The 16,628-nt window shown below is 37.5% G+C and carries 15 protein-coding genes; 6 read left to right on the forward strand and 9 right to left on the reverse strand.

The features are described from left to right. The first annotated feature begins 109 nt into the window (after nucleotides 1-109). Entirely contained in the window at nucleotides 110-886 is a 777-nt protein-coding gene (locus QM524_RS13025; protein ID WP_283344936.1) for a hypothetical protein, read from the forward strand. Between the two features lie 104 nt (nucleotides 887-990). On the opposite strand, the gene QM524_RS13030 is transcribed toward QM524_RS13025, so the two are convergent. The 3 genes from QM524_RS13030 to QM524_RS13040 all read right to left on the reverse strand — a co-directional run bounded on the left by QM524_RS13030 (nucleotide 991) and on the right by QM524_RS13040 (nucleotide 3,359). Beyond that, entirely contained in the window at nucleotides 991-1,563 is a 573-nt protein-coding gene (locus QM524_RS13030) for a cytochrome c oxidase subunit 3 (RefSeq protein ID WP_166579291.1), read from the reverse strand. 33 nt (nucleotides 1,564-1,596) lie between these two features. Then, the gene (gene ispE, locus QM524_RS13035; RefSeq protein ID WP_283344937.1) at nucleotides 1,597-2,409 is read right to left on the reverse strand and encodes a 4-(cytidine 5'-diphospho)-2-C-methyl-D-erythritol kinase; all 813 of its coding nucleotides are present in this window, start codon (nucleotides 2,407-2,409) and stop codon (nucleotides 1,597-1,599) included. 122 nt (nucleotides 2,410-2,531) lie between these two features. Next, nucleotides 2,532-3,359, reverse strand: coding sequence for a glycerophosphodiester phosphodiesterase family protein (locus QM524_RS13040; RefSeq protein WP_283344938.1), 828 nt, complete (start codon nucleotides 3,357-3,359; stop codon nucleotides 2,532-2,534). Between the two features lie 266 nt (nucleotides 3,360-3,625). On the opposite strand from QM524_RS13040, the gene QM524_RS13045 reads away from it, so the two are divergent. From QM524_RS13045 to QM524_RS13065, 5 genes are all read left to right on the forward strand, one after another. After that, nucleotides 3,626-6,067 carry a penicillin acylase family protein gene (locus tag QM524_RS13045; protein ID WP_283344939.1) on the forward strand — a complete coding sequence of 814 codons (2,442 nt, stop codon included), beginning with the start codon at nucleotides 3,626-3,628 and terminating at the stop codon, nucleotides 6,065-6,067. A gap of 56 nt (nucleotides 6,068-6,123) precedes the next feature. Continuing rightward, nucleotides 6,124-6,495: a hypothetical protein gene (locus tag QM524_RS13050; RefSeq protein ID WP_283344940.1), complete on the forward strand. Its 372-nt coding sequence runs from the start codon at nucleotides 6,124-6,126 to the stop codon at nucleotides 6,493-6,495. Nucleotides 6,496-6,732: 237 nt separating this feature from the next. Further along, nucleotides 6,733-7,335 (forward strand): OmpH family outer membrane protein, encoded by a 603-nt coding sequence (locus QM524_RS13055; RefSeq protein ID WP_095160985.1) that lies wholly within the window; start codon nucleotides 6,733-6,735, stop codon nucleotides 7,333-7,335. A gap of 334 nt (nucleotides 7,336-7,669) precedes the next feature. Next, the gene (smpB, locus tag QM524_RS13060) at nucleotides 7,670-8,125 is read left to right on the forward strand and encodes an SsrA-binding protein SmpB (protein ID WP_095160986.1); all 456 of its coding nucleotides are present in this window, start codon (nucleotides 7,670-7,672) and stop codon (nucleotides 8,123-8,125) included. Between the two features lie 179 nt (nucleotides 8,126-8,304). After that, on the forward strand, nucleotides 8,305-9,324 hold the full coding sequence (locus QM524_RS13065; protein WP_283344941.1) for a CobW family GTP-binding protein: 1,020 nt from the start codon (nucleotides 8,305-8,307) through the stop codon (nucleotides 9,322-9,324). A gap of 68 nt (nucleotides 9,325-9,392) precedes the next feature. On the opposite strand, the gene QM524_RS13070 is transcribed toward QM524_RS13065, so the two are convergent. The 6 genes from QM524_RS13070 to QM524_RS13095 form a co-directional block, all read right to left on the reverse strand. After that, nucleotides 9,393-10,496, reverse strand: coding sequence for a HupE/UreJ family protein (locus QM524_RS13070; RefSeq protein WP_283344942.1), 1,104 nt, complete (start codon nucleotides 10,494-10,496; stop codon nucleotides 9,393-9,395). A 284-nt stretch (nucleotides 10,497-10,780) separates the two neighbouring features. Beyond that, a complete protein-coding gene (locus QM524_RS13075; RefSeq protein WP_283344943.1) occupies nucleotides 10,781-12,184 on the reverse strand; it encodes a DUF3500 domain-containing protein in 1,404 nt (467 codons plus the stop codon). A 236-nt stretch (nucleotides 12,185-12,420) separates the two neighbouring features. Then, nucleotides 12,421-13,488 (reverse strand): fatty acid desaturase family protein, encoded by a 1,068-nt coding sequence (locus QM524_RS13080; protein WP_283344944.1) that lies wholly within the window; start codon nucleotides 13,486-13,488, stop codon nucleotides 12,421-12,423. Nucleotides 13,489-13,633: 145 nt separating this feature from the next. After that, nucleotides 13,634-14,695: a 23S rRNA (adenine(2503)-C(2))-methyltransferase RlmN gene (gene rlmN, locus QM524_RS13085; RefSeq protein WP_283344945.1), complete on the reverse strand. Its 1,062-nt coding sequence runs from the start codon at nucleotides 14,693-14,695 to the stop codon at nucleotides 13,634-13,636. Nucleotides 14,696-15,301: 606 nt separating this feature from the next. Then, a complete protein-coding gene (locus QM524_RS13090; RefSeq protein ID WP_166576923.1) occupies nucleotides 15,302-15,826 on the reverse strand; it encodes a CvpA family protein in 525 nt (174 codons plus the stop codon). A gap of 71 nt (nucleotides 15,827-15,897) precedes the next feature. After that, nucleotides 15,898-16,347, reverse strand: coding sequence for a GatB/YqeY domain-containing protein (locus tag QM524_RS13095; protein WP_095160992.1), 450 nt, complete (start codon nucleotides 16,345-16,347; stop codon nucleotides 15,898-15,900). Between the last annotated feature and the right edge of the window lie 281 nt (nucleotides 16,348-16,628).

The following is a 16,628-nucleotide window of genomic DNA, read 5'->3' on the forward strand; positions in this document are numbered from 1 at the left end:
GAAAATCAAATATGAATTTCTCTCTCCACTTACTCAGAAACCTCCTGTTTTTTTGTAGAATGCCACATGATGAGCTATTTTAGTTAGGTAATAATCCTAAACGCTCGGTATGAAAACGCTTATATATCTATCTTTCTTCTTTATGTCTCTATCTGAAACTATTGCTCAAAATTTTATTGGTAACTGGCAAGGACAAGTTCAAGGCAGTGGAGGTTCTTTACCTGCCGAAATGTCCATTACAAGTGCTGGGAACAGCCAAATCGTTGGTAAACTACATGTGCACTCAGGTGCAAATATTGAAAGCTACGAATTAAAATGTACCGTCAATACTCCCAATGCCATTGGCACGCTTTCATACCAAGATGGAACCGTATTTGGTCTTGAGATGATTTGGCAAAACAACACAATCCAACAACAGATTAGCTACAATAATCAGGTTATTTTACAAGGGAGTTTTGCCAAAAAAACAGAGCCTACAAAGCCTGCTACCTCAGCCACAAAACCTGATGGATTATTTCGTGACCCCAATCTTGTTGGCGCATGGACGCATCATGAAAATTATTCTTCAAACGGAGGATTTTATGGAGGAAGTAGCACTACTATTGTACTCAATGCCGATGGCACTATCGACGATGGAGGCTCAAGCGCTTATGTAAGTGGCCCCAATAGCTCTGGAAACTCTTCAGGAGGAGGAGATAACTCTGTAATTGCTCAAATCAAAGCCGCAGGTGCTCGCTGGTTTACCAAAGGGAATATGTTGTATTGGCGCATTACTATCAATGGCAAAGTAATCGATGTTCCCAATTCGAAATACTATATCGAAAAAGGAGCTTTACTATTAACGGATTATAACACAGGTAAAAAAATGCTGTATTACAAGAAATAAGTATTGATGCTGCATACAATTGCATTAGTAAGCTGTAGGCATTAGGCAAGCACAACTCTTTGCCTTGTGCCTGTTGCCTTGTGCCTTCTATAAAAAACTTAAATCTAATTCTGCCACCACAAATACAAAAATAGGATTACCCAGAGAATATCTACAAAATGCCAATAAAACACAATTAGATTAACTTTGAGCTGATTGGGAGGGTTTACCGAATACACAAAAGATTCTACATAAGAGAGCCTTTTGAGCGATTCAATAAAGATTTTTACCAAAAAAATCAACCCCACAGCGATATGGAGAATATGTAGTCCAGAAATCATGATAATGAATCCTCGGGAGGTTCGAATCGCTGAGTTGGCATTGAGTTCAAATAGCTCCTTCCAGCCAAATAATTGCATAATAATAAAGCAAATACCTAGCGTAAGCGTGGTTCCCATATAGAACCGATAGCTTTTGAAATGATGCTTATCGAAACTCCAATCGGCAAGATGCAAGGTAAGACTACTGATTAATATCAATAATGTACTTGCCCAAAAAATTTCGGGTAAAATTAGTTTGCCAAAACCAGCTTGGGGTCGGCTCAATATGGTATAGAATACCAGTAAGCCCAAAAACAATAAGCCACTTCCAAACATGGCCAACTGTAGCATAAACTTAAAAGGTTCTTTGCGTTGCATAATTTTAAATTGAAGAAAGGCTAGATCTTTTATTTATTCCAAAGGACCTTGCCAAACCATATAATCTTTAAATGCTTGTTTTATTTCTGGAGTATTTTCAAAAATACCAAATACTGTCGAGCCCGAACCCGTCATACTGGCATATACCGCACCTAGTTCATAAAGCGTATCTTTAATTTCTTGAATTACAGGATATTTAGGCGCCAGACTCGTTTCAAAATCATTCAAAATAGCATCTTTCCAAGTAGCTACGGGTTGAGATAATGCTATTTGTAAATCAACATTGGCTGGCTTGGGCTTGATAGAACCGTATGCTTCGGCCGTTGAAATATGAATATTAGGGTTGACCAATACGATATATTTCCCTTTCAGAGAAACAGCTATTTCATCAAATTGGTCGCCTTTTCCAAAACAATATTTTGGGTTATTTTCAATAAAAAAAGCACAATCACTCCCCAACTGACTAGCATACGTCTGCATGGCTTTATCGTCTAACCCTAAATCAAATAACGAGTTTAGTGATTTAATCGTAAAAGCACAGTCTGCCGACCCTCCCCCCAAACCTGCTCCAATTGGTACAACTTTGTGTAAATGAATACGCACAGGAGGCATTTCAGGAAAATCTTTTTTGAGCAAATGATAGGCTTTCAAACAAAGATTTTGACTAGCATCACCAGGGATCTCGATACCTGTACTCTCAAAACTCAAAGTCTCTGCTGGTAATATCTCTAGCGCATCGCTCCAACCCACAGGATAAAAACATGAACTTAAATTATGGAATCCATCAGCACGTTTCTCGGTGATATAAAGTCCTATATTAATCTTAGCGTTGGGAAAAGTTAGCATTTTGAGTAATTCTAATACGTTTAATGTTTTATAGTCACAAATATACTAGAGACGTAGTTTATGTTGATACACTCTAGTTTAAGTCTCAGACTTGGGCTATTTTTGGGTAAAGTCTAAAAACTTCAAATCTCTACAATCCTATTCGGATAATCAGTGATAATTCCATCGACTCCTATGCTAATCAAATGACGCATATCTTCGACCTCGTTGATAGTCCAAGGCACTACACGAACGCCTTTTTGATGACAAATTTTTATTTTACCCGCTGTCAAACTCTTATAATACGGACTGAAAAAATCAGGTAAAAAGCCTAATTTTTCTAATGAAGGCCGAACCCCCTCATTAGTCACCAAAGCTGAAAGTTGTACTTTAGGATAAACTCCCAAATCCATTTGTTGTTTACAGTATTTCAAAATATTAAAATCAAAACTCTGAACAATAACCTTTTTAGGATTGATATTTTTCAAGACTTCAAATACTTTATCACAAAATACCTTTACATCGTAGGGTTGACTAATTCCATATTCTTTCTCCTCAGATTTTATCTCAATATTATAGCCAAAATCAGGAAAAGAGCTGCGTTTGGCCTCGCAAGCTTCAATCATTTCTGATAATAATGCTTTATAAGCAGGTTGAGGCTTTTGTTCTGGAAATAACTTATTCCCTCTTTGACCAACATCAAAACTGCGAATTTGTTCATAAGAAAGCTGAAACAAATTAAGGTTTTTCTCCTCGCTTTTACGCACAACTTTCCCTGTTGGATACGAACAAAAAAGTGAGTTCATGTAAGGCTCATGCGAAACAACAACATCAAGGTCTTTACTTAGACAAACATCCAGCTCCAAATAGTCGATAGGATACTTCAATGCCTCCAAGAAGGCTGGGATTGTATTTTCTGGTAAAAGCCCTCTGCAGCCTCTATGTCCTTGAAAAATAATAGATTGCATCATGATAAAAAGTGTATTGTGGTAAAAATAGAAAAGTACTTAATTTTAAGTAAATTGTCCTTAAGAACCTTTTTTGATAATAGCATATTACAAATTTTTCTGGCCTCTAATTGCTATCTTCTTCAAAAAGTACGACTAATTACAGAATGTATTCAATCTACGAATTGTTCTTCTACTTCTAATGTTTATATTTATAATAAATATTGCAATTGTTCAATAATTGAACACTGTAAACTTACCGATTCACCAAACTAAAACGCAAGCACCCAATGAAAGTTGTTAAAACTCTTGTTACCGTCGGTATCACTGTAGGTCTTTGTTATGCCTTGAATCGTGGCTGGGGAAATGTTCCTCCTATGGGAAATTTTCTAAGTCCCTTTACTGGCTTTTGGACAAATGCAGAGGCTATTTCTTCTAAACCTGAACCTCAAGTCTTAAATATCCCAGGCTTACAAGATGAAGTTACCGTGGAATACGATGAAACTGGCGTACCACATATTTTTGCACAAAATGACCATGATTTATATCTTGCCCAAGGCTATGTAACAGCCAAAGATCGTCTTTGGCAGATGGAGTTTCAGACGCATTTTGCCGCAGGTCGTCTAACAGAAATTGTAGGTGAAAAAGCCCTCGAACAAGACCGCTATCAACGAAGAATGGGGTCAGTTTTTGGCGCAGAAAAATCTTTTGAAGGAATGATGGAAGACCCTAAAGGGAAAGTAGCACTCGAAGCTTATTCTGAAGGGATTAATGCCTATATTTCTCAACTCAAACCAAGAGATTACCCTGTTGAATATAAATTGCTGGGATATGCTCCAGAACCTTGGACACCTATCAAAAGTGCTTTGTTTCTCAAAAATATGTCATTTGTACTTGCTTCTGGTACAGACGATTTGCGCATGACAAATATTTTAGGAAAATATGGTAAAGCCGTAGCTGAAGAGCTTTTTCCTAATTATCCTTTCAAAGAAAGCCCCATTATTCCAGAAGGAACCCCTTTAGATTTTAAGCCTATCCCATTACCCAAAGCCCCTGTCGATTTTGTCGGAATTGGGAGTAACAAAGTTGCTGAAGAGCGTGATAAGGGAATCGGCTCCAACAACTGGGCTGTGGGTGGCGAAAAATCTGTGACAGGCTTACCGATTTTATCTAATGACCCTCACCTAACCCTGAGTTTACCTTCTATTTGGTATCAAGTTCAGTTGACCGCCCCAGGAGTAAATGTCTATGGCTCTACTATGCCAGGAACGCCCAATGTAATCATTGGTTTCAACAACGATATTGCTTGGGGCGTAACCAATGTGGGCGCAGATGTGGTAGACTGGTATCAAGTAAAATTTAAGGATGCTAAAAAAGAAGAATATTGGCACGATAACCAATGGAAAAAAATACAAAAACGAATAGAAACCTATACCGTAAAGGGTGGAAAAACAGTCGTAGACACCGTTCTTTATACACACCATGGTCCTGTTGTGTATTTGGATAACGAAAAGCCTATTCGGGACAATATCCCAACTGGGCACGCCTTGCGTTGGATTGCTCATGAAAAATCACAAGAATTGAGTACTTTTTATCATTTGAACCGAGCCAAAAATTATGATGAATATGTAAAAGCATTAGGATATTATTCGGCTCCTGCCCAAAACTTTATTTTTGCCAGTAACCAAAACGATATTGCCTTGTGGGTCAATGGAAAATTCCCGTTAAAGGCTCGTGAGCAAGGCAAATATATTTTGGATGGCACTAACCCTGCGGCAGATTGGCAAGGTTTTATTCCTCAGTTGCATAACCCGCATGTGAAAAATCCTAAACGTGGTTTTGTAAGTTCTGCAAACCAATCGTCGACTGATCCTAAGTATCCTTACTATATCAACTGGGAATTTGCTCCTGCCGAACGTGGACGCCGTATCAATACTCGTTTGCAAACGATGAATAAGGCCACCGTGGATAGCTTGAGAGAATTACAAAATGATAATTATAACCTCAAAGCAGAAGACTGGTTGCCAACGATGTTGAGTTTTGTGAAAAAGCCAACCCAGAAGCAAATGGCAGCATTGCGTGTCTTGCAACTTTGGAACAAATACAACAACCCTGATGAAATAGGTCCAACCATATTTGCTGTCTGGGTAGATTTATTGAACAATGCTATCTGGGAAGATGACTTTGGCTACGACAAAAACATTCCCATGAAATCGCCATCGCACGCACGTACGCTACAATTGATTTTGAAGCAACCTAATGCCGCATGGTTCGATGACCTTAGAACAAAAGATAAGAAAGAAACCATCGAAGAATTAGCCAATGTAACACTCAATGCAACAATTGACAGTTTGACCAAATGGCAAAATGCACCAATAGGAACAGCTTGGGCTTGGGAAAAATATAAATCAACAGATATCAGACACCTTATTCCGGGGCTAGATGCTTTGAGTAAAATGGATGTTAAAATCGGTGGAGGAAGTGGAATCGTCAACGCTACAACGGGTCGTACTGGACCATCTTGGCGTATGATTGTACAGTTAGGCAAAGACAAATCCGTAAAAGGATATGGTGTATTCCCTGGCGGACAATCAGGTAACCCGGGAAGTCCACATTATGATGATATGGTCGAAACTTGGCGTAAGGGAGAATTGAACTCTTTACTTTTCTTACAAAACAAAGAAGAAAAGAGTGAAAGAATCAAGCAAACCTTAGTCTTGAAAAAGAAATAGCAAGATTAGACAGTCATATCAGTTTACGATTTTTTATTCAAAATAGTAGAAAACAAATGAACGCATCTTCAAATAACAAAATATTCAGTCCTTTTACAGGACTCTTATTGGCATTAGCCATTTTGTTTCAGTACCTATTACCGTGGTGGTCAATGGCTTTGGCAAGTGCTATAGCTGCATTTTTATTGGCAGGCTCAGCAGGAGGTGCTTTCCGAATAGGTGCATTTATCAATGTACTTGTGTGGCTGGCAGTGGCATTTTGGAGCCATTGGCGTAGCGAAGGCATTCTGACGACTAAAATTGCAGGCGTTTTACCCTTAGGTGGCAGCGCTGTTACCCTATTTGTGGTGACCCTTGTCGTAGGAGGATTAATCGGAGGACTCGGAGCACTCAGTGGTTTTCAAATAAGACAATTAATCAAGAAATAAGGGTAGAATTCCCCCTTATACTTCTAAAAGTAGCTATTACCAAACCTCAATTTGCATTTTTGGGTCAAGAATGATTATCTTGTCAAAGATTAGCATCAGATAGATAGGCAGTCACCCACACCAATACTATGCTGAGTAACAGTGAGAAAACGATGGATAATTCCTAAAAAAAACTATCTTTGCGAACATTTTTTAACAAGTATCATCTGATTTATCAATACTATTAACAATTTAAAAATGAAAAAATTATCCCTAATTTTGTGTGGAGGTTTGGCAATTGCAACAACTTTATTCTCTTGTAACAAAGGCGAAGAAAAAGCAAGTACAGCTTCTTCATCTTCTGCTGCAATCTCAGTTGACGGAAAAAAAGTAGTTTTTGTAAATACAGATTCTTTATTGACGAACTATCAATTTTACAAAGACGCTCAAAAAGAATTTGAAAACAAAGGTTACCGTTTGCAAGTTGATTTAGGTCAACGTGAGCGTGCTCTTCAAACTGAAGGCGCTGCAATCCAACAACGTGCTCAAGCAATGACTCAAGCAGAATTGCAAGCAGCAGACATGATGTTGAGAAAGAAAGCTGGCGAATTGCAACAATACAGCCAACAAAAGCAAGCTGCTTTGGCTCAAGAGCAAGCTAAAAAACAAGAAGAACTTTACTCAAACATTCGTGAGTATATCAAAAAGCACAATGCTGAGAACAAATACGAGTTTGTTTTAGGTTATAGTTCAAATGGTGGTGGTATTCTATATGCTGACAACGCAGTAGATGTAACACAGCAAATTATCGACGGTCTTAACAAAGAATACGCTGAGAAAAAAGGTGCTGCTAAGAAATAATCTTATCTGCCCGACTTAGCTATAAGTCTTTTGCTCATAAAGCCATACAGCCATAAACTGTATGGCTTTTTTTGTCATAATTAGAGCAAAAAACTATTTATGAAATTGAAATGAATGAGATAAATCTCTCATTAGGGCTGTACGAATGATTTCAAACTATTGCAGATTTGGGATTTCTGATTTCGGAAATAAAGTAAAATACCTTTGTTTTTTGCAAAATATAGAAGATTATACTTCCGAAATCCAACATCCGATATCCGCAATAAACAGTTTTTATCATCTTTAGTACAGTGCCAATCTCTCATTCATAATTCACACAATCACAATTAATAAAATGGGAAAAGAGAAAATTGAAAAAAGTATTAACATCAAAAACAAAAGAGCTTCTTTTGAATACTTTTTCCTAGAAACCTATACAGCTGGAATTATGCTCATGGGAACCGAAATCAAATCTATTCGTCAAGGAAAAGTAAACCTAACAGACGCCTATTGCGTGTTTTTGAATGAAGAGCTATTCATCCGTCAGATGAATATTTCGAAATATAGCGAAGGTACTCACTATAATCACGAACCTCTTCGCGATAGAAAATTGTTGTTAACCAAACGTGAATTGGGAAAGTTACAAAACAAACTAAAAGACCAAGGCTTAACGATGGTTCCTACGCGCATGTATATTTCGGATAGAGGTTTTGCTAAGGTTGAAATCGCTTTAGCAAAGGGTAAAAAACTGTACGATAAGCGTGAAACCATCAAGGAAAAAGATGTAAAACGCAACATGGAACGAGAATAAGTGAGGGAATTTGTATTGATCTATTTCGGATATCTGATGTTGGATTTCGGAAGTGTAAGCTTCTATTTTCTGTAAAAAATAAAGGTATTTCACTTATTTCCGAAATCAGAAATCCCCAATCCGCAATAGTTTGAAATCATTCACGATTAAAGCGTACGTTTCAGTAAAAAGATAAAATTATGTTGGAGAGAATACCAGTCAATTTGATTACTGGCTATTTGGGAGTTGGAAAAACCACTGCTATCGTCAATCTGCTTAGAGAAAAGCCAGAAGACGAAAAATGGGCTGTATTAGTCAATGACTTTGGCGAAGTGTCTATCGACCACCTTACGTTGGCATCTGAAGGCGACAAGGAATTGCAAGTCATGGAAGTAGAAGGAGGTTGTATTTGTTGCTCGGCAGCACAAAATATGCACTTTTCGCTTCAAATGATGCTGACGCGTTTGCGTCCCAATCGTATTTTGATTGAACCAACAGGTATGGGGCATCCTGCCAGCATTTTGGATTTGTTGCGCAGTCGTGCCTTTTCAAATGATATTTACGTTGATACCACAATTTGTATTTTAAATCCAGCCCAACTGAGTCGAGAGCGTTATCAAACCGATGGCACTTATCTTGATCAAATATCTTTGGCAGATGTGTTGGTCGCTAATAAAACTGATTTGTGTACCGAGGAGGAACTTGAGTTTTTTTGGGAATATGCCGAAGAATTGTATCCTCCAAAACTAGTGATTGACAGAATTGAACAAGGGCGTCTAAAACCCGAATGGTTAAGTTTAGGAATTGATGAAAATCGTTTACCTCAATTCCCAAATGAGCATTTAGAGCACGAGTCGCCAGTAGAAAATCATACGACCCAATCTGTTTTATTTCAGCAAGTTCCAAGAGTAGGGAAACCCCTCATGAAGCCCAACAAAGGCTTGGGAAGTTATTCATGCGGCTGGATTTTTTCTCATAAAGAAGTATTCGACCTCAACAAACTTAATATGTTGATTGTACGCTGGTATTTCGACAGTAAAATCCACCGAGCTAAAGGAATTTTACGAACGGGAGAAGATTGGTATTTATACAATTGTGTAGAAGGAATGCCAACAAGCCATTATTTGGCCTATAGAAGAGATAGTCGTTTGGAACTCATTTCATCTGAGCCACTCGATTGGAAAGCATTACAGCTTCAAATTCAGGAGTGTATTGTGTAAGAATGAATGTTCTTGTCTAAAAACTCTTATTTCTAGTAGCGAGGTAAAGCTCCTGCTACTAGAAAATACTATTCACCCATTCTCTCAACTATCCAAACCATTGCCATGATAATCATTAACACTGCCCCAATTTGGCGAAAAATGGTGTAGTATCGAGTTTGAGAAAGTAAAATCAATAAAGGAAATATCACCAAAATAATACATAGCTGCATTAGTTCGATTCCTATATTAAAACCCAAAATGCTCAAAATCATTTGCTTGACAGAGAGCTCCAAATTAGTCAAGGTTTCGGCAAAAGCCATTCCATGAATTAACCCAAAACCTCCTGCAATTAAGACTTCTTTTTTAGGGTAAATAGGTTTGAAAGCATGTATTGAAGAAATCAAAATTGTGATAGCAATACAGACTTCAATAGGCTTTACGGGTAAATTCAGCCATTGAGAAGCACCCAACAGTAAGGTTAACGAATGTCCAATAGTAAAGGCTGTTACTATTTTAAGCAAGGACAATAAGCTTGGCTTGAGTCCTTTATAGGCACTCCATTTTCTATCTTCCACCACAAGCATGGCTGGCAAAAGCAAGGTCAAAATAAATAAAATATGATCGGTACCTTCTGCGATATGGTCGATTCCTAGTACTACCATATTTTTGAATCCTTGCCAGACACTTCCCTCCTGTAGACTGACTTGAAAAACGGGAATCTTACCCGTTTGAGTATCCAGCGCAATTACCCCAATTTGTTGTAAAGTTGAATCTTCCGAAACCAAACCTTGTTGCCAATCTTCTTTAATATTTACCAAAATCTGATGACTTGCTACCTGATGCAAAATCACATCGTTGTCAAAGTAGAAATTTCGTAAATCATAATTCAAAGGTGGGCTCATTGTAAAAGCAACAATAAGCTCCTTATAATCGCCCGTTGCTCGGTTTGTTTTCTCTTCTGTTACCCACATTTTTCCTAGAGTGACAGTCCAAGCCTTTCCGTCAAAACTTCTTGGGCGAATATGCGCCATCAAGTAATGACGAAGCGTATCCCCAAGGCGCTCAACCAAATGATCAGAATTGTCATTTACGCTCATTCCTATGGCAGATTGTAGCTCACCTAAAGGCAATTGTATTTCTCCTGAAATACTTTTTTCATGTACTTTCAGCACCACCATCGAACTTGGCATAGGGTGACTAAAAAGTTGAAAATTTCCTAAAAAGAAAAAAAGAAGATATATAGTTTTAAACTTAACGGACGACATAAGTACGAGTGGCGATTTTGAAATGTGGAGTTTTGAGCTTACGTATGTGGGCAAAATCTTATCCACTTTACCCACATTAAGATTTAGTCTAAAACTATAAAATTTTTCTACAGAAAATGATTGAGATATGGTTACTGAATCCTCATGACTGATTACTAAAAAAAAATTACATTCACAATTCACCACTCGCAATTCAGCATTAATACCACCTAGTTGCTACCATAATCAGCTTTTCTATCTCTCCAAACAGAGTGAGGGTGATTTGCGTTTTTCACGATGATACCTCCTTGCATCGAAAACTCAATCCATACATTTGGCCCGTCAATCAGTACGTAGTCACCACTACTTGTCAAACTGGTAGTTCCATAATAGGAGACGTAGGTGTCTGCAATATCAGCTTTATATTTTGCGTAAACAGCCGCTGCCGCTTTATCATCCAAATCATCAGTGTAGGTTTTAATAGCCGCTAATACTAGCTCTTGTTGCGCAGCGGTCAGGTTTCCTACTTTTACACCCGTTTTTGTGGTTGGGAATTTATTATCCTGAGCAGGGCCCAAAATCAAATCATTTTGTGCCGAGGAACGTTTGGCTGTTGTTAATTCTGTCGAACTTAAGCCTTTCAACATATTTGATAGAGTCGTCTGTTCTTGTTGAATAGGGTTATAAGTTACAGTTTTCCATGTATAAGTAGGGAATGGCTCGGTAGAACGAAACGATGGCGTGCCACCTGTCATTTTTCCACCATTATAGGTATAAATAATTGTTCCGTGGTGACCGCCTATCTGCAAACACCAAAGTCCAGTTGTACTTGGGGTTCCTATAAAAGCAATATAGTAGTTGCCAGATCCATAATCTGAACCTCCACCTATTGAGTTCAAATAGTCATCTGCCGCCAGAATGCCCAAGTATTCGGCATTTCCTTCGTTGGTTACTGAGCTAGTAGCCACTTTTAATAAATTATAGAAAGCTGTCCACTGTGCTGTACTCAGAGTACTTGTCTGTAAACCTGAGCGACCACGGTATAATCCTTCGGGAAGGTTCGACCATTTTTGAGCATGAGCTTTGTTGTAAGTATCCTGTAACGAAGTAATTTGTGTAGATGAAAGCGTAGCTTTAAATGCCTCCGCCATCGAAACGATATTGGTAATGTCTGTATCTATAGACCATGTAGTACCTGTTCCGCTTGAACCCGATGACCCTGAGCTAGCAGTATTGACAGTCATGGAGATAGTACATGATTGCCCAGCAACAGTAATGGCAAAAGTGGCAGTACCACTTGTCGCAGGGGTGCCTGTAATAGCAAAGGTTACAGAACCCGTTCCAGACGCTAATGTTCCTGCTGCGAGCGTGGCCGTCAGACCAGTTACTCCCGACGATGCAACCGCTGTGCCAGTAGCATAGGCACCTCCATTACCACCAGTGTAAGGAACAGTAGCTGTGCCCGTAAAGGCAGTACCAGCTACAGGGGTAGCCGAAAAGGTTGTAGAAGAACAGTTTAAGGTAGAAATAGACGCTGTAGCTGAAGAAGAAACAACAGAGTCATCTTGTTTACAGCTAAAGGCTATCAATGTGGCAAATAAAATTGCGATTGCAATAGTGATTTTGAATTTCATATCCTTGATTTGGTTTGATTGATTACATACTTGTGACTTGAGAATATGAGAGTTCGTTATTGAAAAATAGTAGATTAAAAGTGAAAAGGAAAAATCAGTAGGTGAATCGCCCAAAAGAGGATTTTATAAGACAAACTATTTATTTTCATAGACCATTATAAAAGTAAAAGTCCATTGCATCAAAAATGACACAATGGACTTTTTATAATCAAATAGACTTAATAACTCGTTATTACTTATGCAACTCCCACTTGTTTCAAATACATCACATGCGAACGTAAGGCACTTAAAACACTTGGATATTCAAGATATTCAATGCCAAATTGCTGACAAGTTTCTCTTACTAACTCGTTGATTTTTGGATAATGGATATGACTGATTTTCGGGAAAAGGTGATGTTCTACCTGAAAATTAAGACCTCCAGTAAACCATGAAACAATTTTGTTACGAGTAGCAAAATTGGCAGTAGTTTGGATTTGGTGAATGGCCCATTCTACATTAATCTTAGAAGTTTCTTCATCTGGCATTGGAAATGTTGTGTGTTCTACGACGTGAGCCAATTGGAATACTACTGCACTTACAAACCCACAAACAAAGGCAATAACAAAATAACCAATCATAGCATCTACAATTCCTAAACGGTAAATAGGCAATGCTACAAAAACTGCTACATAACCGATTTTGGTAATCCAGAAAATAAGATGTTCTTTGGTATCCATTTTTCTAAATTTTGTTTCGCCTACTTTTCCAGTAAAGTATTTTTGGAAATCTTGCCAGTAAATCCACAACAAATATGTCCAACCATACAAAAACACCCAATAGATGTATTGAAAACGGTGAAACCAATATTTTTCCTGTGTAGAACTTACACGAATCCAAGGCTTAATATCAATATCATCGTCCATCCCATCGATATTAGTAAATGAGTGGTGATTGAAATTATGTTTAAATTTCCACAAGTACACACTTCCGCCAATCATATTCAACGAATACCCCATCAATTCATTTACCCATTTACGCTCTGAAAAGCTCCCATGAGCACCATCATGCATGATGTTGAATCCAATTGCAGCCATATTGAACCCTAATAAAGCCGAAAGCAAAACAGAGACCCAAGCAGTAGGTGTAAAAAACACCAAAATCAAATACAATGCAACTGCACTGGCAAGGAGGGTCGTTGATTTGAAATACAACTTGTAATTACCTGTTGGCTTAATCTGGTTAGCTTGAAAATAATCGTTTACTTTTTTGCGTAATGCATTAAAAAAAACACTGTTCTTGTTGTTGAAACTTACTTTTTCCATTGAGATGGTTTTCTTGTATAATCAATTTTAATTCTCTTTACAGAGCTTTATTTTCAAAGATTATAGGGTTAGTTTTGAGTATTAACTAGTTGTTGATTTTTTTGTTTTAAAAAATGTGCCATAAATCCTTGGCATTACAAATGTATTAATTTTCAGCCTTTTTTTTACCTGCTAACTGCCCACAAGCTGCATCAATATCTTTACCTCTTGAGCGACGCACATTTACAACCATTCCTTTTTCTTCTAAAAACTTCGCAAATTTTTCCAAAGTCAATGGATCAGTGTTAGTATAGTTGGCCTCCGCAATAGGATTATATTCAATAATGTTAATCTTACAAGGAAACTGTTTGGCAAATTGCCAAAGTTCTTTTGCGTCCTCTAAGGTATCGTTGAAACGATAGAAAACGATATATTCAAGTGTAATCCTACTTCCTGTTTTTTTGTAAAAATACTGCAATGCTTCTTTGAGGGCTTCTAATGTATTGCTCTCATTGATTGGCATAATTTGATTACGCTTCACATCATTAGCAGCGTGTAAAGACAATGCCAAGTTGAATTTTACTTCATCATCGCCTAATTTTTTTATCATTTTGGCAATACCCGCTGTCGATACCGTAATGCGTTTGGGCGACATTCCTAGGCCTTCTGGCGATGTAATATGCTCGATTGACTGCAATACGTTGGCATAATTCAATAAAGGCTCGCCCATACCCATATACACAATATTGGTCAATGGCGTTTGATAATGCCCTTCTGCTTGGTCACGGATGCGCACCACTTGATCATAAATTTCGGCAGGGTCAAGATTACGCTTGCGATCCATATAACCCGTAGCGCAAAACTTACAAGTTAAAGAACAACCCACTTGTGAGGATACACAAGCAGTCATACGGTCATCGGCAGGAATTAGTACGCCTTCTACCAAATTTTGGTCAAATAACTGAAACGAAGACTTAATCGTTTTGTCAGAAGATACTTGTTTTTCAGCTACTGTAACGGCACGAATTTCAAAATTTTCGTCCAAAACCTCTCTCATCTTTTTAGAGAGGTTTGTCATTTCGTCAAAACTTTGTACAGATTTTTTCCAAAGCCACTCATATACCTGTTTGGCTCTAAATCCTTGCTCGCCCTTTTCTACCAAAAACTCTTTAATTTGGCTAAGGCTCAGCTTTCTAATATCTTTTTTGTTAGCTACTACAACTTCCATAATAAACTTTATACTTAAATCGAGATGAGTCGATATGCCTACTTTCTAGGACTCTCAACGTTTCTGATGAGTCCTCCACGAAAGATACTAGAGGGTATTGATTTGGTTATTTTGATTGCGGAAGTAAGTAATAGGAAAGATTAAATTAATAGTATATCTGAGGCAAAATTTGACTATAATCTTTTGATTATGAATATCTTCAAATAACCAATATACTGTTAACTAATAACGTTTTCCTACTTACAACCCACTTTTTACTTAATACTCTATCAACAACAGAGTTGTTTTACTTTATTCCCGAAATCAAAAATCCCCAATCCGCAATAGTTTGAAATCTTTCGTACAGCCCTAATTTTTAATGCTGTGCACTACTCATATCTTTTGTGGCTACAACTATCCTCGGATAGTCTAGTTTTAATAAACAAGTGATTGATTTTGCAAAGGTACGACTAATTTTTATCGGATTGATATTCAGAGAGGTAGTTAAATACAATGATTTATCGCATTTTATGGATTCATGGTATTTTTGTAAAAACTTATAAACAATTGTTATACAGTTTTTTACAATTTAATAATATTCTATGAGTTGGTTGGAGGAAAACAATCTTATGATTTATGTGGCTCGCTAAATCTCTTAATTTGTGTAGGAACTTTATCCACAGCTTTTTCAATAATTGAAGGAGCAAATGGTTTTACAATAGGCAATAAATAGTAAGGACCTTTCTCGTTTTTGGGAGGAATTTGCACTCCGATCGCCGAGCCAAGCCACAGAATAATACTAATCCCAAAAGCCCAAGTCATGCCACCAACCAAAGCACCTACTAAGGAATCAAATTGCCCCAATACAGTTGCTTTAATAGATTTGCGGAGTACCCAGCCCAATTTATTAATCAGATAAACAATTGGGAAAAATACTGCTCCAAAACCAACATAAGGTAATACCCTATCGGTTACCTTGCTGGTCATGTAAGGCGATAGCCAATCAGATGCAACACCTAGGGTTTTGAAGCCAATAATGACAGAAATGATAAAAGCCAATATAGAAATTACTTCTATGATAATTCCTCGTTGGTAGCCAATAAAAGCTCCCCACAGAATTGGAAGAAGTATAAAAATATCAATGACTTTCACAGAATAGAAGGTTGAAAAACTGTTGATTTTGAGTAAATCTATCAAAATCAACAGTCAAAAATGTAAGAAAATTATCCTAAAAGTGCTTTAACAGTAGCAGAAACAACTTTGCCATCTGCTAATCCAGCTAATTCTTTGGTAGCAACACCCATTACTTTACCCATATCTGAAGGAGCAGAAGCACCTACACGAGCAATGATCTCAGTCAATTTGGCTTTTAATTCTTCTTCTGTTAATTGTTTTGGCAAAAACTCTTCAATGACAGTCAACTCAGCTTGTTCTTTTTCTGCCAAATCGCTACGACCTTGCGCCACGAATACTTCCATTGAATCTTTACGTTGTTTGGCTGCTTTTGTCAAGATTTTCATTTCGGCGTCTGTAGTCAATTCGCCAGTACTGTTACCAGAAGTTTCTTCTAATAAAATTAAAGATTTGATAGCACGAAGCGCTCTCAAACGATCTTGATCTTTGGCACGCATGGCATCTTTGATACCACCTTCGATATTTGATTTTAGTGACATAGTTCTATTTGATAAATAATTGTTTTAAAATTAAAAGGGTATTCGTCATAAGCATTAGGCAAAAAAGTTTCTATTACTTCATAAGAAATACTATTTAACATTTAGCCTACCGCCAAAGGCATATCATCAACTCTCTCTCATTGACCCGAAAACCAATAGCTGAAACCCGATACCCAAAATACTGTTTCTTACTTTTGAACAAAAATCATCAGCAAAACATTTCCATAACAGGAGCTATGCTATAACTTCACAGAAATTTTGTACAGTTTTTACAAAAATAC

It is taken from the genome of Flectobacillus roseus, assembly GCF_030056595.1.
Classification (GTDB): Bacteria; Bacteroidota; Bacteroidia; order Cytophagales; family Spirosomataceae; genus Flectobacillus; species Flectobacillus roseus.

Excerpts from the sequence above, each read along its gene's own strand:
- QM524_RS13025 (WP_283344936.1), top strand. The coding sequence starts at position 110 with ATGAAAACGCTTATATATCTATCTTTCTTCTTTATGTCTCTATCTGAA.
- QM524_RS13030 (WP_166579291.1), bottom strand. The coding sequence starts at position 1,563 with ATGCAACGCAAAGAACCTTTTAAGTTTATGCTACAGTTGGCCATGTTT.
- ispE (WP_283344937.1), bottom strand. The coding sequence starts at position 2,409 with ATGCTAACTTTTCCCAACGCTAAGATTAATATAGGACTTTATATCACC.
- QM524_RS13040 (WP_283344938.1), bottom strand. The coding sequence starts at position 3,359 with ATGATGCAATCTATTATTTTTCAAGGACATAGAGGCTGCAGAGGGCTT.
- QM524_RS13045 (WP_283344939.1), top strand. The coding sequence starts at position 3,626 with ATGAAAGTTGTTAAAACTCTTGTTACCGTCGGTATCACTGTAGGTCTT.
- QM524_RS13050 (WP_283344940.1), top strand. The coding sequence starts at position 6,124 with ATGAACGCATCTTCAAATAACAAAATATTCAGTCCTTTTACAGGACTC.
- QM524_RS13055 (WP_095160985.1), top strand. The coding sequence starts at position 6,733 with ATGAAAAAATTATCCCTAATTTTGTGTGGAGGTTTGGCAATTGCAACA.
- smpB (WP_095160986.1), top strand. The coding sequence starts at position 7,670 with ATGGGAAAAGAGAAAATTGAAAAAAGTATTAACATCAAAAACAAAAGA.
- QM524_RS13065 (WP_283344941.1), top strand. The coding sequence starts at position 8,305 with ATGTTGGAGAGAATACCAGTCAATTTGATTACTGGCTATTTGGGAGTT.
- QM524_RS13070 (WP_283344942.1), bottom strand. The coding sequence starts at position 10,496 with ATGCCAAGTTCGATGGTGGTGCTGAAAGTACATGAAAAAAGTATTTCA.
- QM524_RS13075 (WP_283344943.1), bottom strand. The coding sequence starts at position 12,184 with ATGAAATTCAAAATCACTATTGCAATCGCAATTTTATTTGCCACATTG.
- QM524_RS13080 (WP_283344944.1), bottom strand. The coding sequence starts at position 13,488 with ATGGAAAAAGTAAGTTTCAACAACAAGAACAGTGTTTTTTTTAATGCA.
- rlmN (WP_283344945.1), bottom strand. The coding sequence starts at position 14,695 with ATGGAAGTTGTAGTAGCTAACAAAAAAGATATTAGAAAGCTGAGCCTT.
- QM524_RS13095 (WP_095160992.1), bottom strand. The coding sequence starts at position 16,347 with ATGTCACTAAAATCAAATATCGAAGGTGGTATCAAAGATGCCATGCGT.